Below are 25440 nucleotides of genomic sequence, written 5' to 3'. Positions count from 1 at the left end.
ATTTGCGCTATATGACGAACCGCGTGGTGATATTTGGTGCCGTGCGTTCTGATAGAGCGACTGTCGTATTAATGAGTAAAGGACACTCTGCTACTCAGCGAACCCTGGAAAACGTCAAATAACATTCGGGAGTTAATTATGTCTTTTCTAAGAAATATCCGTATAAGAGTCATGATGTTATTTATTATGGGATTTTTTGTGGTGCTCTGGGGGAGTGTATCCGGTTACAGCCTGTACTCGTTAAAGCAGGTCACGTTGCTGTTAAATGATAACTCGACCCAAAGTAAAACCCAGAGCTATCTCACCTACGGCAATGACCAATATTTCCGCTCTGTTACCCGAATGGCGCGGGTGATGGATTATCTGCAATTCAGCGATACAGAGAATGCTAAAAAGACATTGGATATGGCGTTCACAGCCATAAATAATAGCAAAGATGCACTGGGGAAATTTAAGACGGCACCACAAATTGGTGTGGATAAAAAAATTACTGATGACATGGTATCAAGCTGGTCGGCATTGATTTCGACGGCGATCGATCCGATGTATACCGCGCTGCAGAAAAATGATCTGGAGGCGTTTCGCAGTATATTTCGCAAAGTGTATCCGCCAGCCAGTTGGGCATTTGGTGATGCGGCACAGAAATACACGGCGGCGGTGACGAATACGGATTTTCTGGGGGCAGTGAATATCCATAACGACTGGACCCGAAATACCCTAATACTGGCGCTGATTATCAGTGTGATCATTTTCCTGGTCAGTGAACGCTACCTGACCCGGTATCTGGTAAACCCTCTCTCTGTCATTCAGGCGCACCTTGGGAAACTGATCGCGGGTCGACTTGATCAGCATCTGGATGAATTCGGCCGTAACTGTGCCGGGCGTATGATTCCCGACATCAAAAAACTGCAACTGAGTTTGAAAGATACCGTCTCGTTGATTCGTGATACCGCCGAGGCGATTTATCAGAGGGCGACCGAAATCCGGCAAGGCAATAATGATCTATCCGGACGAACTGAGCAGCAAGCATCGGCATTGCAGGAAACTGCTGCCAGCATGGAGCAACTGAGCTCTACCGTGCAGCACAACGCAGAAAACGTCCATCAGGCCACCAAGCTGGCGCAGGAGGCCTCCAACGCCGCGATACAAGGCGGGAAAATCACCAATAATGTGGTGGAAACGATGGATAGTATTACCGCCAGCTCCCGCAAGATTGCCGATATTACCTCGGTCATTAACGGTATTGCCTTCCAGACCAATATTCTGGCGCTGAACGCGGCGGTGGAAGCGGCCCGTGCTGGCGAGCAGGGGCGGGGGTTCGCTGTGGTCGCGGGCGAAGTGCGCAGTCTGGCGCAGCGCAGCGCTCAGGCAGCCAAAGAGATTGAAGGCTTGATTGCAGAGTCGGTATCCCGGGTGGATGTGGGCTCAACACAGGTCAAGCAAGCCGGGGAAGCGATGCAGACGATTATCAACACGGTATCGCACGTCAGTAATCTGATTGGTGAGATTGCCTCTGCGTCAGATGAACAGAGCCGCGGGATTTCGCAAATTGGTCAGGCAGTCAATGAAATGGATGGTGTGACCCAGCAGAATGCGACCCTGGTGCAACAGGCGATGGCGGCGATTGCCTCACTGGAAGAGCAGGCCCGGCAACTGACGCAGGCGGTGGAAGTCTTCCATCTTGGCACCGAGTACCGCTCAGCGGCGAGAAATCAGGGGCAGGCCGACAACCTGGCACTCAAACGCCCGTCACTTAAAGCAACGACACCGGCTTTGCCACCAGCCGGTAAAAGCGGTGGGCAGGATAACTGGGAGAAATTCTAACGTCACCATGGGTCAACGTCTGCCGCATTCATCCGTGTGAATGCGTCAGGACATGTCACGATGGCAGAGGAGCGTGATGGCTGGATGGCAAGTTGAAGTCTTTTCATCAGCCATGACACACAATCGCTGGATAATCATCAGGCACTCCATTAGAGTTGTGGCCGACGTTGGCCTCAGGCGACGTAAGAGTGAGAACACCTGCTGGAGAAAAACATGTCGGCTGTATTAACAAAAGAAGCGGCCCTGGTTCACGAGGCGTTACTGGCGCGTGGACTGGAAACCCCACTACGCGGCGAAATGCTGGAACGTGAAACCCGTAAGCGCCTGATTGCTGAGCACATGACGGAAATCATGAACCTGCTGAACCTCGATCTGGAGGATGATAGTCTGGCTGAGACCCCTCACCGCATCGCCAAAATGTATGTGGAAGAGATCTTTTCCGGCCTGGATTACGCCAATTTCCCGAAGATCACTATCATCGAAAATAAGATGAAAGTCGATGAAATGGTGACGGTACGTGACATCACACTGACCAGTACATGCGAGCACCATTTTGTGACGATTGATGGCAAAGCCACCGTGGCATACATCCCGAAAGACGGTGTGATTGGGTTGTCTAAGATCAATCGGATCGTACAGTTTTTCTCTCAGCGCCCACAGGTTCAGGAACGTCTGACGCAGCAAATTCTGGTTGCGTTGCAGACACTGCTTGGCACCAATAACGTGGCGGTATCGATTGACGCGGTACATTATTGTGTTAAAGCACGCGGAATTCGTGATGCCACCAGTGCCACCACGACAACGTCGTTGGGTGGTCTGTTTAAATCCAGTCAGAATACCCGTCAGGAATTTCTGCGCGCGGTGCGCCACCATCATAATTGATCGGCATTGCCGATGTTTTTCTGGCGGTTAATCGCCATCGCCAGAAAAGCGTGGGCATTTGTTGTCCCAGTCACTACAATTTGCGCACACGTCCCGGTATTTGCTGAAAACCATGTCGCCAACGCCGCCTTCTTCATCTCGTATCCCTATGCTGGACTTCGCCCGTGGGCTGGCGATGCTTGGCATTCTATTGATGAACATCGTTTCATTCGGTTTGCCCCATGCGGCTTATCTTAACCCGGCATGGCAGGGGCCGCCTGCTACGGCGGATGTCTGGGCGTGGGCGTTGATGGACATGCTGGCGCAGGGAAAATTTCTCACGGTGTTTGCCCTGTTGTTTGGTGCCGGGTTGCAACTGTTGCTAAGGCGCGGTAAGCGCTGGATTCATGCCAGATTGTTTTGGCTGATGGTTTTCGGCCTGTTACATGCGATTTTCATGTGGGACGGCGACATTCTGCTGGATTATGGCCTGATTGGGCTGGTGTGTTACGGCATGCTGCGTCATGCCGACAGCACCCGCATGCTACTGCATACCGGTGGGGTGCTGTATCTGATGGGGCTGGCGATGCTGGTGGTCTTGAGTCAGGTGCTGAGCCAGGATGGTGGCAGTTTCTGGCAACCTGGGGTTGCCGAGGTGAATTATGAAGCCTGGTGGTTAATACAGGGCGGGCCGGAGGCCTGGCGCAACCGTCTGTCATTACTGAATGAAAGCCTGCTGTCGTTGGGGATTCAGTATGGCTGGTTGCTGGCCGGATCGATGTTGCTGGGGGCCGCGTTAATGCGCAGCGGTTGGTTGCGAGGCCAGTTTAGCCTGCGGCATTATCGGCGCGTTGCCCTGTGGTTGTTGCCGCTGGCGCTGCTGATTAATGGGGCTGGTGTGATCGCGCAGTGGCAACTGCAGTGGGACTATCGCTGGTGTGGTCTGTTGCTGCAAATTCCGCGAGAGACTGGCGCGCCGCTACAGGCGATTGCCTATCTGGCGTTGTGCTACGGATATTGGCCGACGTTGACGAACTGGCGGCTTACCCGCTGGATAGCCAGTGTCGGGCGTATGGCGCTCAGTAGCTATTTGCTGCAAACCCTGATTTGTACCACGCTGTTTAATCGCCTGGGCGGGTTCATGCACTTTGATCGCTGGCAGCTGCTGCTGCTGGTACCGCCCGTCTGGCTGTGTAATCTGCTGGTCGCGCGCCTTTGGTTGGGCACGTTCCGACAAGGGCCAATTGAGTGGTTGTGGCACTGGCTGACGGCCAAAGTCGCCGGTCCGGTTTCAGCGCAGTCAGCCAATGAGTGATGACTAGCGGGAAGGGGATGTTGTTGGCTTCTGGCGTAGCGGCGGTTCTACTTTCGACTCCTGGTCGGTCATGAATTCTGGTGGCACCGCCGGGTAGCTGGGTTCGTCATGCGAAATTTTGTATTCGGACGGAATCGGCACTTGTGGCCCCAGGAAGCGGGGTTCACGTTTTAGAATATACAAATCAAACAAGGTGCCAAGCCGGGCACCAAATTCCCGTAATCGTACCTGCCAGATATCCTTCGGCGAGGGGACCGCAAAACATTGTGCCTGAATGCCCTTGTGCAGCGCGATAAATAGCGCGCGCTCGCAATGAAAGCGCTGAGTAATGATCGTGAAATCGTTGGTATCGAATACCTTGCGGGTTCTGACGATAGAATCCAGCGTGCGAAACCCGGCATAGTCCAGCACGATGCTGGCAGGGGGAACCCCGGCGGCGATCAGATCGCGCCGCATGGTCATCGGCTCGTTATAGCTTTGCTGGGCATTGTCGCCACTGAGTAGCAAATAACTGACTTTGCCGCTGTTAAAGGCGTTGAGCGCGCCTTGAATACGAAACAGGTAATACTGGTTGATAACACCCGCGCGATAGTACTTGGCCGTACCCAAGACTACCCCAACCTGGCGTGGCGGCAAATCCTCTACATCCTCGTAGATATAAGGTGCGGTGCGCCAGCTGATACAGCGATCAAGCAGAAAAGCACTGCAGGCTAACACCAGAATGGTGGCGAAAAGACCGAATATCAGGCGTTTCCACATGCTGCTGCCTTCGTCCGTATGGAGTAAAGAGTCATTATGGCGTCGGTAATCATCAGGCAAGGCTACTTGAGGTACTGAAACGACGCAAGGCGAACTGTCTGGAAGCAGTCAGTTACGCTGTTTTTTTGAGCAGAGTCAGGGGGGAATGCATGACTGGCCGAGTGATCCCCGGCCAGTTGTAGAGACGATTAGACCAGTGAACCCCACAGGTCGTATTCATCGGCATGTTCAATTTTGACCGTCACCAGATCGCCCACCTTGACCCGGTTTTCACCGTTCAGATAGACCGCCCCATCGATCTCCGGCGCATCCGCCATGCTGCGACCGATAGCACCTTCTTCATCCACCTCATCGATCAACACTTTCAATTCCCGGCCGACTTTGGCCTGCAGACGCTGGCTGGAAATCTGCTGCTGTACCTGCATGAAACGATGGTAACGCGCTTCTTTCACGTCTTCAGGTACCTGATCCGGCAGGTTGTTCGCCGCGGCACCTTCAACCGGGCTATACCGGAAACACCCTACGCGATCCAACTGCGCTTCTTGCAGGAAATCCAGCAGCATCTGGAAGTCCTCTTCCGTTTCACCGGGGAAGCCAACGATAAACGTTGAACGCAAGGTGAGGTCCGGGCAGATCTCGCGCCAGCGCTTGATGCGCTCCAGCGTCCGTTCTACCGCGCCGGGGCGCTTCATCAGCTTGAGGATTTTCGGGCTGGCGTGTTGCAGCGGGATATCCAGATACGGCAACACTTTGCCTGCTGCCATTAGTGGGATCACATCATCCACGTGCGGGTAGGGATACACGTAGTGCAGACGGACCCATAGCCCCAGTGTCGATAATTGCTCACACAGACTGACCATACTGGTTTTCACCGGCTGACCGTTCCAGAACCCGGTGCGGTGTTTGACGTCAGCGCCGTAGGCAGAGGTGTCTTGAGAGATGACCAACAGTTCTTTCACACCAGCTTCCGCCAGTCGCTTGGCTTCATCCAGCACTGAACCGATAGGACGGCTATCCAAATCACCACGCATCGACGGAATAATACAGAAGGTACAACGATGATCGCAGCCTTCGGAAATCTTCAGGTAAGCGTAGTGGCGCGGCGTCAGTTTGACCCCCTGAGCCGGTACCAGACTGGTAAACGGGTCATGTTCCGGTTTGGGAACATAATGATGTACGTGGTTGAGCACCTGCTCGTAGCTATGTGGGCCGGTGATTTCCAATACTTTGGGGTGAACCTCACGGATCTGATTCTCTTTCGCCCCCAGACAGCCGGTCACAATGACTTTGCCATTTTCATTGAGTGCTTCGCCAATCGCTTCCAGCGACTCCTGTACTGCGCTATCGATGAAACCGCAGGTATTGACGATAACCAGATCGGCATCGTTGTAGCTCGGCACCACCTGATACCCTTCGGTACGCAGTTCGGTCAGAATTCGCTCCGAATCCACCAGATTTTTTGGGCAACCGAGGCTGACAAAGCCAATTTTGCGGGACAAATCTTTGCTGGTGTCAGTGGATTGATCATTCAGCGCTTTTTGCGGTGCCGACAGTGTGGTGGTTTGTGTGGGATCGAAGGTGTTAACAGTCATAGCGTCTCATACATCGGGTTGGGGCGGAAAAATGCGGCGGATTATACCTGAATCGCCGTCAGGAAACAGTCTTGTGTGATTATAAAACAATCAGTGCTCAAGTGTGCGTCAGTTCGGGTGGCAGCGATAGGCAGGATGCAAATTTGAGTAAATTCTGCCTGATAGCTGAGGCCAGCATGCTATTAATTTACCGTCTGCTAATTTTACCGTCTGCATCGTTTTTCATGTGGTTAGCGTATCGCCACCACCAATAACTGGGAGAACCTGGCATGTTGTTGCCCCGCTTTCGTTTTTTTACCTTGCCGGTACTGGCGGCAAGCTGGCTGTTTTCTGCAGGGCTACTGGCTGCGCCGATCGTTACCGTGTTGCAGGATAATCTTGACCACCCTTGGTCGCTGGCATTTTTGCCGGACGATCAAGGCTTGTTGCTGACGGAGCGTTCAGGTCAGTTGCGGCGTTGGCAGGCCGGTAAGGGGCTTTCTGCGCCGATAGGCGGCGTTCCGGCTGTGTTTGCACATTCGCAAGGTGGTTTGCTGGATGTGGTGTTGTCGCCGAATTTCCGTCAGGATCGCCGGGTCTACCTGAGTTATGCCGAAGCCGGACCGGAAGGGCTGGCGGGAACCACAGTAGGATTTGGCGTGCTGTCGGATGATATGCAGCGGCTGAATCATTTTACGGTGATCTTCAGACAACTGCCGAAGCGCTCGACCGGTGCCCATTTTGGCGGGCGGATGGTGTTTGATAAACAAGGTCATTTGTTTATCGCACTCGGCGAGAACCAGCAACGGATGCTGGCTCAGGATTTAGGAAGCCTGCAGGGTAAACTGGTGCGCCTTACGCCGGATGGGCGTGTTCCCATCGATAATCCCTTTGTGAATCACTCCGGTGCCCGGCCGGAAATCTGGGCCTACGGATTGCGAAATCCACAAGGGCTGGCGCTTAATCCGTGGTCTGGCGATGTGTGGGAAAGCGAACACGGGCCGCGTGGCGGCGATGAGATCAATATCCCCCAACCGGGAGAGAATGATGGTTGGCCATTGGCGACCTATGGTATCGACTACTCTGGGCAAAAGATCCCGGAATTTCAAGGGGCGGAAGTGGCTGGCACGACCCAGCCTGTCTATTATTGGAAAGTCTCGCCAGCTATCAGCGGTATGGCATTTTATAACAGCAGTCGTTTTCCTGCCTGGCGTCATTCGCTATTTATCGGTGCACTGGCGGGAACCAGCCTGATTCGCTTATCACTGGAAGGCGATCGCATTGTTTCACAAGAACGTCTGCTGACGGAACTGGGGGAACGTATCCGCGACGTACGGGTAGGGCCAGACGGCTATCTTTATGTGTTGACCGATCAGGATAATGGCAAGTTGCTGAAGGTGGGGCTGTCGGATTCCTGACTGCGGATGTGCGCCCGGTTTGGGGCGCACGGCAAGCGATGACGTCAGGCGAGATGTTAAGAAGAGACGTTACGTTAACGGCAGCATGACGGTCTGACGGAAGGCTTCCCGTTCAGTCAGTTGCTGATACCAGCGCTCCAGATGTGGCCGAGGCTGACGTTCAATCGGCAGGTTGAACCAGCTATACGCGATGCACCCGGTCGGGATATCGCCGATGCCGAACTCTTTGCCGGAAAGCCAGCGCTGTGTCGCCAGTACGCTATCCGCGATAGCAAATAGTTTTTCACAACCGGCGATACCGGCTTCGACGCTCTTCATGTCGCGCTTGTCCGGCGCTGTGCGGATCAGATTGATGAATACCTGTTTGTAGGGCTCGGAGAACCCTGCCGCCCAATCCAGCCATTTGTCGATGCCAGCCTGAGTTTTCGCATTGGCATGATAAAAACGCCCCTGGCCGTACTGTGCCGCCAGATAACGCACGATAGCGTGTGATTCCCATAGCACCAGATCGTCGTCCTGCAGGCAGGGTACCAGCCCGTTAGGATTCATGGACAGATAGTCCGCGTCATGGTTACGACCGAATTGCCCGCCTGCTGGCACCAGCTCATACGCCAGTCCAAGTTCTGCCGCGCACCAGCGTGCTTTCTTCACGTTGGTCGAGTTTTCACGACCCCAGATTTTCAACATGGCACTACTCTCCTTTGAGTTGATGGTTGGCGCAATAAAGCGGTGTGGGAATGCCGCACGCTGCTCATGCCAATGTCAGACTATTGCCACTATATCTACAGCAAGGGTTTGATGTCACCGGTTGTTCTAAGGCCGTGGTTGTTCTGAAGCCGAGGATGCTAACGTCAGATGATTGGGGGGAGCAGGCGCTAAGATGCGGGAATATCAACAATAAGTTTGTGTTATTTGACTATACACTCAGTGATTAGGCTGCTGGACGTTATCCAGCAGCCTGGCGGGTAGGTGCGTTATGCGAAAAATGAGATTATTTTCTCTGCGACTTGCTTTGCTGCTTTCCTGTTCTCAAGGTCAAGGAAGTGACCTGCTTCAGGAATGGTACTGAATTCACAGCTATGGATGTATTTTTCCATTTTTTTGATATCGTCAGCGGTGGTGTACTCGTCATTTTCACCATTCAAAAAAAGTATATCAGCGTTAATATCCTTGAATATTTCGATATAATTTTCTTCTTTGAGTGTGAGTACCTGATCTATATGAAAATTAACTTGCTGAAAAGCAAATTCACTCATCGAGGAGATATGTTTTAAATTAATATGCTTTAATAAAGGTGGTAAAAATTTACCTACTTCATTATTGAGCAACTCTGCTGCTCTTTCGAATTCTTTTGAGTGAATATAATACCTGGCACGTTGGATGTAATCGCGCATTTTATCGTTAAGATGTGCCGAAAATGACGCGATCACCGCTTTCTTGATATGCTTGGGTTTGTTTGACAATGCCAGCATAGAAGACAGCCCGCCCCATGAGATCGACAGTATGTGGTCTGGTTCAAAGGTATCGATGAGATGGAGCAGGATGTTGACCTCATCGTTTTTGGTTATGACTCTGTCCAGCGTGTTGTGGGGCAATGATTCACCAATAAACGGTAAATCAAAAAGAATGATATTAAACCTACCAGACAGATTTTTGACGGTATTCTTGAACGCTGCCGTTGTCGATAGTGCTCCGTTAACCATAATGATGGTTTCATGTGCAGGATCGGAAATATGCCTTTCAACATATATTTTCCATGAGTCATATGTGACAATGCATTTTTCTATTGACATGATAAAGTCCCTTTTGTTTGCCCGACAGGGCATGGCGCTATCGTTGGATTGTTTTTCGTCGTGAAATTTAACCGAATTAATAACGCTCCCGCTTAAAAAAGCCGAAGAAATCTTCCTTCCATCGTTTTTGTTAATATATTGACATGATTAATTTAACACATTATTCGGGATGAGATAAATGCCAGTTAATTTATTTGCACTATTAAACTTCCGAAGTAAAAATAACAGAATAAAAATGTTGGCCTAAGCAGTATGTGAAGACTATTTTATAAAAAATTTTAATCATTTCGATAGATATGTGGGACGACTGAGTCATCGGTGGTGTAATCAAGGGGTTTTTCACCTTTCCACAGTGGCTGTGACTGAGCCCGTCGACAGATTCCGCTGATTTTTTCTTTTTCTTTGATGAACTTTACAGTGTGGTCGGTTTTATTCTCAGATATGTCAGGCTACCTTGTACCCGTTAGGCCCAGTAAACTGTTTGATACTCCTCATTTTTAACAATTTATGGACAGCGCGCATGAAGATAGTGACACCTCGCATTTCCTGGCGGCGCATCGTTGCCGCCGCTACCGGGATGTTGATGGCGGTTTCGCCGGTACTTCAGGCCGAGCAGATGCCGCCTCCGCCACAAATTGACGCCAAAGCGTTTATCTTGATCGATTACGCCAGTGGTCGGGTGCTGGCCGAGTCGAATGCAGACACCAGACTCGATCCCGCCAGCCTGACCAAGATCATGTCGAGTTACGTAATCGGTCAGGCCATCAAAGTGGGTAAGATCACGCCAGAAGATAAAGTGACGGTTGGAAAAGACGCCTGGGCTGGCGGTAATCCGACGTTACGTGGGTCGTCGCTGATGTTCCTTAAGCCGGGTGATCAGATTTCGGTGTCCGATCTTAATAAAGGGATAGTGATTCAGTCGGGTAATGATGCCAGTATCGCACTGGCGGATTATGTCGCCGGAAGCCAGAACGCGTTTGTCAGCTTGATGAACCAGTACGCCGCGACGTTGGGGTTGACGAATACCCATTTTCTGACGGTACATGGTCTGGATACACCAGGGCAGTACAGTACGGCCCGTGACATGGCGCGGCTGACACAGGCGTTGATTCGCGATGTACCGAGCGAATACGCCTTACATAGCGAGAAAGAGTTCACGTTCAATAATATCCGCCAGCCAAACCGTAACCGTTTGCTGTGGAGCAGCAACTTGCGGGTGGATGGGGTGAAAACCGGCTATACCGATGGTGCTGGCCACAGTCTGGTGGCCTCGGCTGTCGATGGTGACATGCGGCTGATTTCGGTGGTACTGGGTGCGCCTTCCGACGCTATCCGTTTCCGGGAAAGTGAAAAATTGCTGACCTGGGGGTTTCGTTTCTTCGAAACTGCGACGCTGATACGCAGCGACACCCCGTTTACGACTCAGCGGGTATGGCTTGGTAGCGAAAAACAAGTCAGGTTAGGGGTAGCGCAGGATGCCGCGATGACGGTGCCGAAAGGGCAGGCTAAAAACCTGAAAGCCAGCTTTACGTTGGCGCAGCGGCAGTTGCAAGCCCCGCTGAAAAAAGGGCAGGTTGTCGGCACGATTGATTTTCAACTCGATGGCAACAGCATCGGCCAACGCCCACTGGTGGTGATGGATGATATACCGCAAGCGGGCTTTTTTGGCCGGTTGTGGGATACCATTTTGATGACGCTGTCCGGCTGGTTTGGCGGATTATTTGGCTGACAGGAATAAGGCGCTGCAGTGGGCTTAAAACGCCGACTGCAGCGAAGGGCTAAGGGGTCAATAACTCGATGTTGTTGGCTTTGAGGTAGTGGAGATAGTCATTATCTGGCACACGGTTAGTGATAATCGTATCAAATAACGTCAGCGCACCAATGCGGGCGGGTTTACGTTTGCCGAATTTGCTACTGTCCGCCGCCAGAATGACCCGCTGAGAGAGCGCCATGGCACGATGCTTTATCGCCAGCTCGGCGAAGCTAAAGCAGGTGGCTCCGGCTTGTGTATCAATGCCACCTGCTGAAATAAAGGCCTTGGTTGGACAGATCTGATCCAGTTCGTGCTGGTGCCCCAACGGGGTAAAAATAGCATTGTCGGGATGGAACTCCCCGCCGCACAAAATCACCCGACCATTCGGTTTGTCCTGCAATGCCATAAACGTATTGAGCGAATAACAAATCGCGGTAAACGGCAGGTCGTCTGGAATGGCGGCAATAATAAACGGGATGGTCGTGCCGCAGTCGAAGAAGAGCGTATCGTTGGGTTCGATGCAGGCAGCCGCCAGTTCACCCACAAGGTTCTTTTCCACCACGTGCTTGGTTTGCTGATCGGAGACAAAATAACTGGTAGCACCGTTGTTTTTCGGGTCACAAACGACATAACCGCCCAACAGCACAACAGACGCATCGGGGCGTGCGTTCAGGTCACGCCGGACCGTCATTTCAGATACGCCGAGCAGTTGTGCTGCATCCTTCAGGTGCAGTTTATCGGCCTTTTTTAAAGCCTGAGCCAGTTTATTAAGCCTTGCTGCGCGACGCGTTTCCATGTTTTCCTCAATAAGACCGGTCCAACGCGTTCCAATGCAGGATCACCCCACACTGTACCATCGTTCATGGCTACACCTGAATCAGGATAAAAATGGGGTAAAAGGAAATGCACCGGGAATGGTTAACCGCAGGCAATGTGTGCTGATTACTCAGCAGACGGAGCATTAATATAACCTTCATGAAATGCAAGGCGCAAATCTATCGTGCAAATGTTATAACGCGGCGGCGCTTATTAGACCGGCTTATTAACGTAACGCATTTGCTGTTTACAGTGAGTGTGAAGATAAGAGGATAAGACAGGAAGCATCAGGGCGGCGCACATGGCGTAAGGTGCAGAAGGGACTCTTGGGCCATACATAACGGGGCATACATAAAAGAAAATGCCCGTCGTTCTTGAACCTAACCGGCGTGAACGACGGGCTCCTCAATTCAGGGATATCAAAGAAAAGCAGTGGCATTAACTCAGACTTTACCCCTGGAAAAAAGTTCTGCGTAATTTGAAAAAAAATTGACGTTGCTTTACAAAATCACCTCAGCCGGGCAATTGCGGCCAGATAACCACAATCAACGAGCCGGCCAGTGTCAGCAGTACGTTGGCGATGGCATAGGTTCCGGCATAGCCCAACGCCGGGATATTACTGCGGGCGGTATCGCTGATAATCTCCATGGCGGGTGCACAGGTGCGGGCGCCCATGATGGCACCAAACAGCAACGCCCGATTCATGCGCAGTACATAGGCACCAAACAGGAAACAGACCACGACCGGCAGCAGGCTGACAATCAACCCGGACAGCACCATCTGAATGCCGACATCGCCAAAGCTATGATTGATGGTGCTACCTGCGCTGAGTCCCACCCCAGCCATGAACACCATCAACCCGAACTCTTTCACCATATTCAATGCGCCTTGGGGGATATAACCGAATGTCGGATGGTTGGCGCGTAAAAAACCGAGCATGATGCCGGAAAACAGTAAACCGGCGGCGTTGCCGATGCCGAAAGAAAAATTGCGGAACTGGAAAGTAATCAACCCGACCATAATACCGATGATGAAAAAGGCGCAAAACGCCAGCAGGTCGGTGACCTGGCTGTGGATGGAAATAAAGCCAATGCGATCCGCAATGCTTTTTACCCGGCGAGCGTCGCCGCTGACTTGCAGGACATCGCCTTTGTTCAGTACCACGCCGTCATCAATCGGCATCTCGATTTGGCTGCGGACGATGCGGTTGAGGAAGCAGCCGTGATCGGTCAATTTCAACTGGCTTAAACGCTTACCTACGGCGTTGTGGTTTTTCACCACAATCTCCTCGGTCACTATCCGCATATCCAGCAGTTCGCGCTCGAACACTTCTTTGCCATCGCGGAAGTTGGGATTCAGGCGGGCGTGCGCGTCGGGATATCCCACCAGTGCAATTTCGTCCCCTAATTGCAGTACTGCGTCGCCGTCCGGTGTCGCCAGAATGCCATTACGCCGGATACGTTCGATATAACATCCGGTCTGGCGATAAATGCCCAGTTCGCGCAGGTTTTTACCATCAGCCCAGGCCACCAGTTCAGGGCCGACGCGATAAGCACGAATGATCGGCAGATAGATTTTGCGCTGACTATCGGTGTCCAGCCCGCGTTCACGGGCAATTTGCTGGGCGCTGGTCGGCAAATCCTGATGTTGTAATTTAGGCAGATAGCGGGCGCCGAATATCAGGCTGACCAGACCAATCAGATAGGTCAGAGCGTAACCGAGGCTCAACTGCTCTTGCGTTATCGACAACTGTGGCCCAAGGCTAATGGTATTACGCAGCGTATCGCCCGCCCCCACCAGTACTGGCGTTGATGTCATGGCACCAGCCAGCATACCGGCGGTCAGACCGATCCCCCAACCGAATACCTTACCCAGCACCAGCGCTATCAGCAATGCACTACTGACCATCACCATCGCCAGCATCAGGTAATTTTTACCGTCCCGGAAAAAAATCGAGAAAAAATTGGGACCGGCTTCAACACCTACGCAAAAGATAAACAGCATAAAACCGAGATTCAGCGCCTCGGTATTAATAGCGAAATGTTGTTGTCCCAGTAACAGCGACACCACCAGAACGCCAATAGAATTGCCAAGTTGAACCGAGCCGAGCCGCAGTTTCCCCAGACAAAGCCCTAAACAGAGAACGACGAATAACAGCAGAATGTAATTCCCGTTTAACAAATCAGCGACGTTTATATTCATGGAATGTAACTTGTTGTTTACTGGTAAATTATTGATATAAAAAATAATTTAGACTAAATTTACCCCATTAAAGGGGCGCTGACCATGTCTGGACGACACTATGATGATAAGAAAGGAGCGGACCCCATGTTTTTTATCTGGCAACGTCTCAAAAGACGGGAAATACCGTCTGGCATGACGCAGCCATTTTAGTGATTTCTCCGGCGGACAACCAGCCGGTGATGCTGATAAATCACCGAGAAGCTGGCTTTTCGTCCCATCAGGGATACCTGCTGCGCATGATGGTGGTGGGCGACAACCGTTGCTCCGTCATGCGCAGGTTTAGTCTATTTCGGGGAGGCTCACATGACAGGCAATAGAGGGTGGCTGGGCGTAGTCAGCTGTTTTGTCTTGTTTACGTTAGTATTTTTAAGTCAAAAGATGCGTATCGTGGGGACATCGCTGGAAGACGGCTTTCATGGTGATCCGGGGATGCTGTTGTTTTTATTGCCGGGAATGGCATCAAGCTACTTGTCGCGTAATCGGCGATTGCGTTATCCCCTCATGGGGGCGGTGCTGGCGATGCCTGTTTGTCTGTTGGTGCTGCAACTGTGGTATTTTCCTAGTCTGTCGTTCTGGCAGGAACTGGCTTATCTCTGCAGTGCCGTGTTCTGGTGTCTGATGGGGGCGCTAGCGTTTCTCTTCTTACGGGCGGTGAGTCTGCATTATTTACGTTAAGCACTGATATACCCGCACGGAAGTCACAATCACCAGGGCACTCTCGGTGCCTTGGTGATGAGCAGATAAACGGTGCAGGATTAATTAAACAGATGCTCTCTGGCATAGGCTTCAAAGTCAGTGCAGCCGCCAATGTGTTTTTCATCCAGGAAAATCTGAGGTACGGTCTCTACCGGTTTGCCCACCGTTTTAGACAAATCCGCTTTGCTGATGCCTTCTGCATGAATATCAACGTAACGGTAGTTGAAATCGTCGCGCTCTTCGGTCAATTTTTCAGCCAGTTCTTTGGCTCGGACACAATAAGGACAACCAGGACGACCAAAAATAACTGCGTACATGTAAACTCCTTAACATCTCTATGTTATCTGGGTATCTCTACTATCAGGACCTACCCATAATTGTAAATGATTTTCGCCAACCGCGTTACTATGCCCGCAATCCGCGGTGATCTGAAGTAGTCATTGCCTGTTATAACGATTAGCGTCATCTATGTCTTGTTCTGTTTGCCTGTATTCATCTTGTGCAGTGGAGCGTCGCATCAATTGACAACGGTTGACTAAAATCGCGTGCAACGTTGGTCTAGCGACTGGTCTGACATATACTCACTGATGTTCTTGATGGCGTGAGGCTGCTGTGGTGTCAGGGCGTGGCCTGATTGATGCGTGGCATTGATGGGCAACATGGGTGGGCAATGAATCAAGCCGACGCCTTTGCACGTGACGTATGGCGGATACAGGTCGTTTATCGCCAAACGATGCGCCCCAAAGCCCTATAGTTTGTACAGCCTACGTTGTCAGAGTGTGTCATCTCACCATTGTTTTTCAGGGATATTCAACGTGACGCCAACCATTTCACTGTTACGCCAGCACCGTTCCATCCGATCGTTTACCGACCAGCCGCTTAGCGATGAGCAGCGGACCGCGATTATTGCCGCCGCGCAAAGTGCGTCGACGTCCAGCTTTCTGCAGTGCAGTTCGATAATTCGTATTACTGATCAGGCGTTGCGCTCGCAACTGGTACACCTGACCGGCGAACAGCCGTGGGTGGGGCAGGCCGCGGAGTTTTGGGTATTCTGCGCCGATTTTTATCGGCATCAGCAAATCTACCCGCAGGCCGAGCTGGGCCTGGCCGAACAATTGCTGCTTGGCAGCGTTGATACGGCGCTGATGGGACAAAACGCGCTGGTGGCAGCAGAATCGCTGGGGTTGGGCGGTGTTTTCATTGGCGGCATCCGTAATCAGATAGCTGAAGTCACGCGCCTGCTGGCGCTACCACAGCAGGTTTTGCCGCTGTTTGGGCTATGCCTTGGGTATCCAGCTGTGCAGCCTGACCTCAAACCGCGCTTACCGGCAGCGCTGGTCGTGCATGAAAATCGCTATCAACCGTTGGATAGCGCCTTACTGGCACAATACGATCAGCATATCGTTGAGTATTATCGCCATCGCGACAGTAATCAGCGTATGGAGAGCTGGAGCGACCAAATTCGGCGCACCTTGAGCAAAGAGCGCCGTCCGTTCATGCTGGACTACCTGCACCAGCAGGGCTGGGCCACCCGGTAGTACTGGAGCGCTATGAAAATCGCCATTTTGTCACAGGACGGTTCTCTCTATTCTTGCAAGCGGCTATGCGAGGCGGCGGAAGAGCGGCAGCATGATATTGAAGTGCTCAATCCGCTGTCGTGTTACATGAACATTAATTCTGCCGCGCCATCAGTGCATTACCGTGGGCGTCATCTCGGGCACTATGACGCCGTGATCCCGCGCATCGGTGCCGCCATTACTTTTTATGGCACGGCGGTGTTACGCCAGTTCGAAATGCTGGGCAGCATGGTGCTGAATAATGCGATGTCGGTCATCCGTGCCCGCGACAAACTGCACTCATTGCAACTGCTGGCACGCCAGGGTATTGACTTACCGATCACCGGATTTGCTCATTCACCGGATGACACCGCGGATCTGATCAAAATGGTCGGTGGGGCACCGCTGGTAGTGAAACTGGTGGAAGGTACGCAGGGTATTGGTGTAGTACTGGCGGAAACCCAGCAGGCGGCGGAAAGCGTCATTGATGCTTTTCGCGGCCTTAATGCGCATATCCTGGTACAGGAATATGTGCGTGAGGCACAAGGGAAAGACATTCGTTGTCTGGTGATCGGCGATCGCGTGGTGGCGGCTATCGAGCGGCAGGCTAAACCGGGCGATTTTCGTTCCAATCTGCACCGGGGGGGAACGGCCAGCCGGGTACGCATCACGCCGCAAGAGCGTGCAACTGCGGTAAAGGCCGCAAAAACATTGGGACTGAATGTGGCGGGTGTTGATATACTGCGTTCGGCGCGGGGGCCTCTGGTCATGGAGGTCAACGCCTCACCCGGGCTGGAAGGTATCGAAACCGCTACCGGGCTGGATATCGCAGGGATGATGATCGAATATATTGAACAACATCATCGTTCCGTATCACGCGTAGCCAGAACCGGGTGAGGGTATTACGAGCAAGAGATGTTGCGCCCATTCGTTTTTTAGCGCGTCGGCGCGCTGTGATGGCCAGTCCGTGATGACATTGGCCGGCTATTCCTGAGTTAGGCATTGCGTAGGTCAGGTTTTTATCTCCATGAAATATGAGGCGGTCAAGATGGATTCAATCATCGTCCCTGATTTGAATTTGCTTCGGCGGTGGCTGGATCAACTGGGCATTATTTACTTCGAATGTGACTCTTGTCAGGCGTTGCATTTGCCGCACATGCAGAATTTTGACGGTGTGTTTGACGCCAAGGTTGATATGGCGGACAGCGTCATCCTGTTTTCCGCGCTGGCGGAAGTGAAACCCACCGCCCTGATCCCGTTGATGAGTAATCTGAGCCAGATCAACGCCAGCTCACTGACGGCTAAAGCGTTTCTTGATATTCAGGACGATAACCTGCCCAAACTGATCGTTTGCCAGACATTCAGCGCAGGTGCGGGGATGACACTGGAACAGTTCCGCCATTTCATGGAGCAGGCTGAGCAGCAGGTTTCCATGGTTATTATGGAAGCCAGTGCCAATAATCTGCTGTTTTTGGGTGATGAGGAAGAGAGCCCTGCTGAGCGATTTAACACCTCAAGCCTGCATTGATTACGTTATGGATCAATAGCTGGTCATCAGCTTTGCTTATTTATTCAAACCGCATTTAATGCGGTTTTTTATTATCTAAACCATATGTTTTTCTGCCTTTGCCGTTTCAGGGCGTAGCACATAGATAAATTGTGAATAAATAATCGATAAAACCTGTTTTTTCCTTTCTGGTATGGTACGGGCGGAATAGTGCGGTTATGCTTTATTTCTGTATGGTTCAGATAATAACGTCGAAGCAGATTACGTGTTAATGATGAAAAACACGGGTGCATAGCCATGCATCATCGTTGTTATTCAGAGCCTGTTGTTATTCTGAGCATGAAGAAACACAGAACGGTGTTATTTGCTGACACTGTGCATTCACCCCCCTGTATTTACCCCTGGTATGGAGGAAGGAACGGATGTTCACCCAACGTAAAAAATGGCTTTCGGGTGTTTTAGCCGGCTTAATGGTGGCCGCGTCCGTCACCGCATCGGCGGAAGAGAAAACGCTGCACGTCTATAACTGGTCTGATTATATTGCGCCGGACACGCTGGAAAACTTCCAGAAAGAGAGCGGCATTAAAGTCGTGTATGACGTGTTTGACTCCAACGAAGTGCTGGAAGGCAAACTGATGGCCGGCAGCACAGGGTTCGACCTGGTGGTGCCTTCTGCCAGTTTCCTGGGGCGCCAGATCAGTGCCGGTGTCTTTCAGCCATTGGATAAGAGCAAACTGCCGAACTACAAAAATCTTGATCCTGAGCTGATGAAGCTCATCGAAGAACACGATCCGGGTCATAAATACGCGGTGCCGTATCTGTGGGCAACCACCGGTATTGGTTATAACGTCGATAAGGTTAAGGCTGTACTGGGTAAAGACGCGCCGGTTAACAGCTGGGACTTGGTGTTGAAACCGGAGAACCTGGAGAAGCTCAAGAGCTGTGGCGTATCCTTCCTTGACGCACCGGCTGAGATTTATGCCACGGTGCTGAACTATCAGGGTAAAAATCCGAACAGTACCAATGAATCGGATTACACCAAAGACGCTACGGATTTACTGCTGAAACTGCGTCCGAGCATCCGTTATTTCCATTCATCCCAGTACATTAACGATCTGGCCAACGGCGATATTTGTGTGGCGATCGGCTGGGCTGGCGACGTCCTGCAGGCCGCCAACCGGGCGAAAGAGGCGAAAAATGGCGTGAATATCAGCTACAGCATTCCGAAGGAAGGCGCGCTGGCATTCTTTGACGTCTTCGCTATTCCGAAAGATGCCAAGAATCTGGATTCAGCCTATCAGTTCCTCAACTATCTGCTGAAACCTGAGGTGATTGCCAACATCAGTAACCATGTGTATTACGCCAACCCCAATAAAGAGGCGACAGCACTGGTGAAAGATGAAGTGCGTAATAATCCGAATATTTATCCGCCAGCGGATATTCGCGCCAAGTTGTTTACGCTTAAGGTGCAATCACCCAAGATTGACCGCGTGATTACGCGCTCGTGGACCAAGGTAAAAAGCGGGAAATAATCGCTGTCCTTGATTCCACTTTCATGCAACAGGCGGCTTACCCCGCCTGTTTGTGCTATTTGTGTCGCAGTCATGTGGCTGCGATTTTGTTCTGCTTTTGCCGGAGAGCAAATTAAGTGAACGAAGCGATCCCCCGCCCTAAACCCCAGAAAGCGGCCACGCCGTTGCTGGAAGTGCGTAACCTGACCAAAGCGTATGACGGTCAGTTTGCGGTTGATGACGTCAGCCTGACCATCTATAAAGGCGAAATTTTCGCCCTGTTGGGGGCTTCAGGGTGTGGTAAATCCACGCTGCTGCGTATGCTGGCGGGTTTTGAGCAGCCTACCCAGGGACAAATTGTGCTGGATGGACAGGACCTGTCTTTGGTGCCGCCTTACCAGCGCCCGATCAACATGATGTTTCAGTCCTATGCGTTATTTCCGCACATGACGGTGGAGAAAAATATCGCTTTTGGCCTGAAGCAGGACAAGTTATCGCGCGGTGAAATCAACGATCGCGTAGAAGAGATGCTGACGCTGGTGCACATGCAGGAATTCGCCGGGCGCAAACCGCATCAGCTTTCTGGTGGTCAGCGTCAGCGTGTGGCGCTGGCGCGCAGTCTGGCGAAGCGTCCGAAATTGCTGTTGCTGGACGAGCCGATGGGTGCACTGGATAAAAAATTGCGCGATCGCATGCAACTGGAAGTGGTCGACATTCTGGAACGGGTAGGGGTGACCTGCGTGATGGTGACCCACGATCAGGAAGAAGCCATGACCATGGCAGGCCGTATCGCTATCATGAATCGTGGTAAATTTGTGCAGATTGGCGAGCCGGAAGAAATATACGAAAACCCGAATACACGCTTTAGTGCCGAATTCATCGGTTCAGTCAATATGTTCGAAGGGCTGTTGAAAGAGCGTCAGGACGATGCGCTCATTGTGCAAAGTCCGGGGTTGGTGCATCCGCTGAAGGTCAATTCCGATGTGTCCGTGGTAGACGGCGTGCCGGTCTATATTGCGCTGCGCCCGGAAAAAATCATGTTGTGCGACGATGTCCCGGCTGATGGGTGTAACTTTGCCGTGGGCGAGGTGGTGCACATCGCTTATCTGGGTGATCTGTCTATTTACCATGTCCGGTTAACCAGTGGGCAGACGATCAGTGCCCAGTTGCAAAATGCCGACCGTTTCCGCAAAGGCTCGCCCACCTGGGGAGATGAAGTGCGCCTGTGCTGGGATGCGGACAGTTGCGTGGTGTTGACGGTATAACGGGAGAAGACGCAATGGCGATGTTATCTGAACAACATGAACCGCCGGGCCAGCCGATGAGCCCGTTGCGCGCGACGCTGGCGCGCCTGCGTCTGGCGCATGGCCGCAAACTGGTGATCGCGCTGCCTTATCTGTGGCTGTTGTGCCTGTTTATGCTGCCGTTTCTGATTGTCTTTAAGATCAGTTTTGCGGAAATGGCGCGTACGGTACCACCGTATACGGATCTGATCGCATGGGCGGAAGATCGACTGCAAATCAGTCTGAATATCGGCAACTACCTGCAATTGTTGTCTGACCCGTTATATATCGATGCTTATCTGCAATCGCTGAAAGTCGCGGCGGTCTCAACGTTGTGTTGTCTGGTGGTCGGGTATCCGATGGCCTGGGCAGTGGCGCACAGTAAGTCGTCTACCCGCAACATTCTGTTGTTGCTGGTGATCCTGCCATCGTGGACTTCGTTCCTGATTCGCGTGTACGCGTGGATGGGGATTTTGAAAGATAACGGTATCCTGAATAATTTCCTGCTTTGGCTTGGGGTCATCGATCAGCCACTGGTGATTTTGCACACCAATCTGGCCGTATATATCGGCGTGGTTTATTCGTATTTACCGTTTATGGTCTTGCCGATTTATACCGCGCTGACCCGACTGGATTATTCGCTGGTGGAAGCCTCGCTGGATTTGGGGGCTCGGCCGGTCAAAACCTTTTTTAGCGTCATTGTGCCGCTGACCAAAGGCGGCATTATTGCCGGGTCGATGCTGGTGTTTATCCCGACCGTAGGGGAATACGTGATCCCTGAGCTGTTAGGCGGGCCGGATAGCATCATGATTGGTCGTATTCTGTGGCAGGAGTTTTTCAACAACCGCGACTGGCCGGTCGCGTCGGCGGTAGCGATGGTGATGCTGTTCCTGCTGATTATTCCGATCATCTGGTTCCACAAACACCAGAATAAAGTCGCGGAGGATCAGGCATGAACAATTTACCGGTTGTGCGTTCACCGTGGCGGACGCTGATTTTGGTGTTGGGATACAGTTTTCTGTATGCCCCGATGCTGATGTTGGTTATCTACTCCTTCAACAGTTCCCGGCTGGTGACGGTGTGGGCTGGGTGGTCTACCCAGTGGTATAGCGCGCTGTTTGAAGATTCAGCCATGATAAGCGCGGTGGCGCTGAGCCTGACTATCGCGGCGGCCTCGGCCACCATGGCGGTGGTATTGGGCACGCTAGCGGCGGTGGTGATGGTCCGTTTTGGCAATTTCCGTGGTTCTAACGGGTTTGCTTTTATGCTGACCGCACCGCTGGTGATGCCGGATGTCATCACCGGGCTGTCGTTATTACTGCTGTTTGTGTCGCTGGCGCAAGCCATTGGCTGGCCTGCAGAGCGCGGAATGCTGACCATCTGGCTGGCGCACGTCACCTTCTGTTCGGCGTATGTCACTGTGGTGATCAGTGCCCGCTTGCGCGAGTTGGATCATTCGATTGAAGAAGCGGCAATGGATTTAGGCGCAACGCCACTGAAGGTCTTTTTCATCATTACCGTACCGATGATTGCTCCGGCACTGGTGTCGGGTTGGTTGCTGGCCTTTACCCTGTCGCTGGATGATTTGGTGATTGCCAGCTTTGTTTCCGGCCCTGGTGCTACGACCCTGCCGATGCTGGTGTTTTCCAGCGTAAGAATGGGCGTTAACCCGCAGATTAACGCACTGGCATCTCTGATATTGTTGGTGGTAGGCATTATCGGTTTGATTGCCTGGTGGTTTATGGCTCGGGCGGAAAAGCAACGCCAGCGTGATTTGCAAAAAGCGAGGCGTGGCTGACAGCATTTTGCTTTCCTCCTGAACTTGCCAATTCTCACCACGCCGCCATACTTTTGGTGGCGTGGTCATTTCAGGGGGAATGCAATCATACTGTACGGCAAACGGGAACTGTTGCAGCGTGGCGTATTCGCACCTGTCGCGGTGATGGTGGCGGGATGGGCGATTATCGCCACCCGGTGTCTGGGTATCGTCCTGACCATCAGTGAACTGGGCTGGAGCGGCTTTGGTGGCTGGCTTAGCAGTAGCGCAAAGCAGTGGGACAGTACGCTGGTGCTGCTGGCTGCCCTGCTGGTGGTATGCCTTGAAATCCGCTGTGGGTTCGCGGTTCTCAGCGGGCTGAACTGGGGGCGCTGGTGTTTTCTGATAACCCAGTGTCTGGTCACGGTTTATATGCTGACGGCGTCGTTAGTGGAGTTTTTGCCACCGATTTTTCACGTCAGCGGCGACGGTGTCGGAGAAATCCTTCACCATTTATTGATGCAGCGATTGCCGGATTTTCTGCTGATTTTGCTGTTGTTCCTGCCCCGACGTAGCCAGCGTTTTTTTACTCGCCATCCCTAACTTTCCCGCGTGGGGGTGATACAATCGGCCCCCTTTGATGTTAACGACAGATTTCAGATTTTCCATGCAATGTTCCCGCTATACCGACGGTTCGTGCCGTTCCTGCCAATGGCTGGAAACCGACTACCCACAGCAGATAATTGATAAGCAACAGCACTTGTCGAAGCTGCTGGCCGATCACCCAGTTCAACGCTGGCTGACGCCGTTCACCTCGGCACAGACCGCGTTTCGCAATAAAGCCAAGATGGTGGTCAGCGGCAGTGTGGAACGTCCGCTATTGGGGATGTTGCACCGTGATGGTTCGGCGGTGGATTTGTGTGACTGCCCGCTCTATCCCGACAGTTTTGCGCCGGTGTTTAGCGTGTTAAAAGTCTTTATCGCCCGTGCCGGTTTGACGCCTTATAACGTCGCCCGGCGTCGGGGAGAGCTGAAATACCTGTTGCTGACGCAAAGTACCCTGAGCGGTTGTTTTATGCTGCGGCTGGTTTTACGTTCCGAAACGAAACTGGCACAACTGCGCGCCGCGTTACCGTGGTTACAACAGCAGTTGCCGCAGTTGACGGTGATATCGGCGAATATCCAGCCCGTTCATCAGGCGATACTGGAAGGGGAGCAGGAGATTCCGTTAACGCCAGCACAGGCGTTGGAAGAGCGCTTTAACCAGGTGCCGTTGTCTATTCGGCCGCAAAGTTTCTTCCAGACTAACCCGGTGGTTGCCGCCGCATTGTATGATACGGCACGGCAGTGGGTGTCGACGTTACCGATACGCAGCCTGTGGGATCTCTTTTGTGGCGTGGGGGGATTCGGTTTGCATTGCGCCGGGCCAGATAGCGCGCTCACCGGTATTGAAATTAGCCCGGAAGCGATTGCCTGTGCGAAGCACTCGGCGACAAAACTGGGGCTTCATAATGTCAGTTTTGCCGCGCTTGATTCCACCCGCTTTGCGGTTGGTGAAATGCAGACGCCGGATCTGGTGATCGTTAACCCACCGCGGCGGGGGATTGGTGCTGAACTGTGCGACTACCTGAGTCGCATGGCGCCGCCGTATCTGTTGTATTCCAGTTGTAATGCAGAAAGTATGGCGAAAGATATCGCACGTTTGCCTGCCTACCAGATACAGCAGGTGCAGTTGTTCGATATGTTCCCGCATACCGCGCATTATGAGGTACTGACATTACTGCAACGGCGTGCCTAATCCAGAGAGATACGCCAGAGATGGGCGTTTGCAGATGTAACCGTTGTCTTTAGTCCTTCTTCTCTCCATCGTTTTTTCCTCAGTACGCTGCCGGCAGCTACCGGCAGCGTGAGGGTTATCGGTTTTACTGCTGCGGGAACCACTTGTCGTTGATGGCTTTGTAGGTGCCATTAGCCTTGATGGCGTTCAGCGCGCCATTCAGTTTTTCCAGTAACGCCTGATTATCCGGGCGAACAGCAATACCTAACCCAATGCCGAAATAGGCTGGATCAGTGATCTTCTCGCCGACGGTGGCTAAGTCCGGATTGTTCTTCAGCCATTCGTTGACCACGGCAGTATCACCGAATACGCCGTCAAGGCGGCCGTTTTTCAGGTCGATCAGCGCATTCTGATAGCTGTCGTACGGGACGGTTGTCACTTCCGGGTGTTTTTCCTGCAGGAATTTCTGGTGGGTAGTCCCATTTTCCATACCGATACGCTTACCTTTCAGATCAGCCAGTGAATGGAACTTGCCTTTCTGGGCGATGACGATAGCCGAGTTAGCGTAGTAAGGCTGGGTAAACGCCACCTGTTTGCTGCGTTCTGGGGTGATATCCATACCGGAAATAATCGCGTCGTACCGACGGAATTTCAGCGCCGGAATCAGGCTGTCAAATGCCTGATTGGTGAAGCTACAGGTCGCCTGTAATTGTTTACACAGCGCATTGGCGAGGTCGATATCAAACCCGACGATCTGGTTGTTGGCATCCAGCGATTCGAACGGTGGATAGGTAGCTGATGCAGCAAAACGAATGGATTCTGTTGCCAGTGCGCTAAAGGTGGTGCTGGCCAGCAGTGCGGCAAGAATAAGTTTTTTCATGAGTTACTCCAGATTATTTTATATATACCAACATAATAACCGTTGGTAAGGATGCCGATACCATGCCATTAAATGTATTTATATGCAAATAACATGACTATAAATTCATTTTATTTTGCG

The 25440-nt window shown here is 52.1% G+C and carries 24 protein-coding genes; 15 read left to right on the top strand and 9 right to left on the bottom strand.

The window, feature by feature from the left end; translation table 11 throughout:
- Positions 1-138 precede the first annotated feature (138 nt).
- Together FGI04_RS09760 and folE are read left to right on the top strand one after the other, a co-directional pair.
- On the top strand, positions 139-1824 hold the full coding sequence (locus FGI04_RS09760) for a methyl-accepting chemotaxis protein (RefSeq protein ID WP_407336649.1): 1686 nt from the start codon (positions 139-141) through the stop codon (positions 1822-1824).
- A 213-nt stretch (positions 1825-2037) separates the two neighbouring features.
- Positions 2038-2706, top strand: a complete 669-nt coding sequence (gene folE / locus FGI04_RS09755) for a GTP cyclohydrolase I FolE (protein WP_012885004.1) — start codon at positions 2038-2040, stop codon at positions 2704-2706.
- On the opposite strand, the gene FGI04_RS09750 is transcribed toward folE, so the two are convergent.
- The gene (locus FGI04_RS09750; RefSeq protein ID WP_342700614.1) at positions 2697-2843 is read right to left on the bottom strand and encodes a hypothetical protein; all 147 of its coding nucleotides are present in this window, start codon (positions 2841-2843) and stop codon (positions 2697-2699) included. The two genes, folE and FGI04_RS09750, sit on opposite strands and share 10 nt — an antisense overlap.
- Between FGI04_RS09750 and yeiB the strand changes: the two genes are divergently transcribed.
- Positions 2819-4000: a DUF418 domain-containing protein YeiB gene (gene yeiB, locus FGI04_RS09745; RefSeq protein WP_496111672.1), complete on the top strand. Its 1182-nt coding sequence runs from the start codon at positions 2819-2821 to the stop codon at positions 3998-4000. The genes FGI04_RS09750 and yeiB overlap by 25 nt on opposite strands.
- 3 nt (positions 4001-4003) lie before the next feature.
- Here yeiB and sanA read toward each other — a convergent pair whose 3' ends face one another.
- Both sanA and rimO read right to left on the bottom strand, forming a co-directional pair.
- Positions 4004-4759 carry an outer membrane permeability protein SanA gene (gene sanA / locus FGI04_RS09740; RefSeq protein ID WP_342700616.1) on the bottom strand — a complete coding sequence of 252 codons (756 nt, stop codon included), beginning with the start codon at positions 4757-4759 and terminating at the stop codon, positions 4004-4006.
- A 188-nt stretch (positions 4760-4947) separates the two neighbouring features.
- Positions 4948-6351, bottom strand: coding sequence for a 30S ribosomal protein S12 methylthiotransferase RimO (rimO, locus tag FGI04_RS09735; protein WP_342700617.1), 1404 nt, complete (start codon positions 6349-6351; stop codon positions 4948-4950).
- Between the two features lie 269 nt (positions 6352-6620).
- On the opposite strand from rimO, the gene FGI04_RS09730 reads away from it, so the two are divergent.
- The gene (locus tag FGI04_RS09730) at positions 6621-7748 is read left to right on the top strand and encodes a PQQ-dependent sugar dehydrogenase (RefSeq protein ID WP_407336647.1); all 1128 of its coding nucleotides are present in this window, start codon (positions 6621-6623) and stop codon (positions 7746-7748) included.
- A gap of 69 nt (positions 7749-7817) precedes the next feature.
- Here FGI04_RS09730 and FGI04_RS09725 read toward each other — a convergent pair whose 3' ends face one another.
- Both FGI04_RS09725 and FGI04_RS09720 read right to left on the bottom strand, forming a co-directional pair.
- Positions 7818-8435, bottom strand: a complete 618-nt coding sequence (locus tag FGI04_RS09725; RefSeq protein ID WP_342700619.1) for a glutathione S-transferase family protein — start codon at positions 8433-8435, stop codon at positions 7818-7820.
- A 287-nt stretch (positions 8436-8722) separates the two neighbouring features.
- A complete protein-coding gene (locus FGI04_RS09720; protein WP_342700620.1) occupies positions 8723-9541 on the bottom strand; it encodes an alpha/beta fold hydrolase in 819 nt (272 codons plus the stop codon).
- 520 nt (positions 9542-10061) lie between these two features.
- Between FGI04_RS09720 and FGI04_RS09715 the strand changes: the two genes are divergently transcribed.
- The gene (locus FGI04_RS09715) at positions 10062-11270 is read left to right on the top strand and encodes a serine hydrolase (protein WP_342700621.1); all 1209 of its coding nucleotides are present in this window, start codon (positions 10062-10064) and stop codon (positions 11268-11270) included.
- Positions 11271-11319: 49 nt separating this feature from the next.
- Here FGI04_RS09715 and deoR read toward each other — a convergent pair whose 3' ends face one another.
- Both deoR and FGI04_RS09705 read right to left on the bottom strand, forming a co-directional pair.
- A complete protein-coding gene (gene deoR, locus FGI04_RS09710) occupies positions 11320-12090 on the bottom strand; it encodes a DNA-binding transcriptional repressor DeoR (RefSeq protein ID WP_342700622.1) in 771 nt (256 codons plus the stop codon).
- 533 nt (positions 12091-12623) lie between these two features.
- On the bottom strand, positions 12624-14312 hold the full coding sequence (locus tag FGI04_RS09705; protein WP_342700623.1) for an aspartate:alanine antiporter: 1689 nt from the start codon (positions 14310-14312) through the stop codon (positions 12624-12626).
- Between the two features lie 345 nt (positions 14313-14657).
- Here FGI04_RS09705 and FGI04_RS09700 point away from each other — a divergent pair, with 345 nt between their 5' ends.
- Positions 14658-15029: an inner membrane protein YbjM gene (locus tag FGI04_RS09700; RefSeq protein WP_342700624.1), complete on the top strand. Its 372-nt coding sequence runs from the start codon at positions 14658-14660 to the stop codon at positions 15027-15029.
- A gap of 80 nt (positions 15030-15109) precedes the next feature.
- Here FGI04_RS09700 and FGI04_RS09695 read toward each other — a convergent pair whose 3' ends face one another.
- Positions 15110-15367: a GrxA family glutaredoxin gene (locus FGI04_RS09695; protein ID WP_012884992.1), complete on the bottom strand. Its 258-nt coding sequence runs from the start codon at positions 15365-15367 to the stop codon at positions 15110-15112.
- 498 nt (positions 15368-15865) lie between these two features.
- On the opposite strand from FGI04_RS09695, the gene nfsA reads away from it, so the two are divergent.
- From nfsA to rlmC, 9 genes are all read left to right on the top strand, one after another.
- Positions 15866-16588 (top strand): oxygen-insensitive NADPH nitroreductase, encoded by a 723-nt coding sequence (gene nfsA, locus FGI04_RS09690; RefSeq protein WP_407321323.1) that lies wholly within the window; start codon positions 15866-15868, stop codon positions 16586-16588.
- Between the two features lie 12 nt (positions 16589-16600).
- Complete coding sequence (gene rimK, locus FGI04_RS09685; RefSeq protein WP_012884990.1) at positions 16601-17503, top strand: 30S ribosomal protein S6--L-glutamate ligase; 903 nt, start codon at positions 16601-16603, stop codon at positions 17501-17503.
- A 151-nt stretch (positions 17504-17654) separates the two neighbouring features.
- Entirely contained in the window at positions 17655-18134 is a 480-nt protein-coding gene (locus FGI04_RS09680; RefSeq protein WP_012884989.1) for a YbjN domain-containing protein, read from the top strand.
- A 401-nt stretch (positions 18135-18535) separates the two neighbouring features.
- The gene (gene potF / locus FGI04_RS09675) at positions 18536-19645 is read left to right on the top strand and encodes a spermidine/putrescine ABC transporter substrate-binding protein PotF (RefSeq protein WP_342700626.1); all 1110 of its coding nucleotides are present in this window, start codon (positions 18536-18538) and stop codon (positions 19643-19645) included.
- A 116-nt stretch (positions 19646-19761) separates the two neighbouring features.
- Positions 19762-20889: a putrescine ABC transporter ATP-binding subunit PotG gene (potG, locus tag FGI04_RS09670; protein WP_023639861.1), complete on the top strand. Its 1128-nt coding sequence runs from the start codon at positions 19762-19764 to the stop codon at positions 20887-20889.
- Between the two features lie 14 nt (positions 20890-20903).
- Positions 20904-21863 (top strand): putrescine ABC transporter permease PotH, encoded by a 960-nt coding sequence (gene potH, locus FGI04_RS09665; protein ID WP_407273551.1) that lies wholly within the window; start codon positions 20904-20906, stop codon positions 21861-21863.
- Entirely contained in the window at positions 21860-22705 is an 846-nt protein-coding gene (gene potI, locus FGI04_RS09660) for a putrescine ABC transporter permease PotI (RefSeq protein ID WP_012884985.1), read from the top strand. The genes potH and potI overlap by 4 nt, the downstream gene beginning before the upstream one ends.
- A 108-nt stretch (positions 22706-22813) precedes the next feature.
- Positions 22814-23266, top strand: a complete 453-nt coding sequence (locus FGI04_RS09655) for a YbjO family protein (RefSeq protein ID WP_038906371.1) — start codon at positions 22814-22816, stop codon at positions 23264-23266.
- Between the two features lie 64 nt (positions 23267-23330).
- Positions 23331-24461, top strand: a complete 1131-nt coding sequence (gene rlmC / locus FGI04_RS09650; protein ID WP_407321324.1) for a 23S rRNA (uracil(747)-C(5))-methyltransferase RlmC — start codon at positions 23331-23333, stop codon at positions 24459-24461.
- A gap of 124 nt (positions 24462-24585) precedes the next feature.
- Here rlmC and artJ read toward each other — a convergent pair whose 3' ends face one another.
- Positions 24586-25320 (bottom strand): arginine ABC transporter substrate-binding protein, encoded by a 735-nt coding sequence (artJ, locus tag FGI04_RS09645; RefSeq protein ID WP_407336646.1) that lies wholly within the window; start codon positions 25318-25320, stop codon positions 24586-24588.
- Positions 25321-25440: the final 120 nt, after the last annotated feature.

This window comes from Dickeya ananatis (assembly GCF_019464615.1).
Taxonomy (GTDB): domain Bacteria; phylum Pseudomonadota; class Gammaproteobacteria; order Enterobacterales; family Enterobacteriaceae; genus Dickeya; species Dickeya oryzae.
This window is presented reverse-complemented; position numbering and strand designations above follow the sequence as displayed.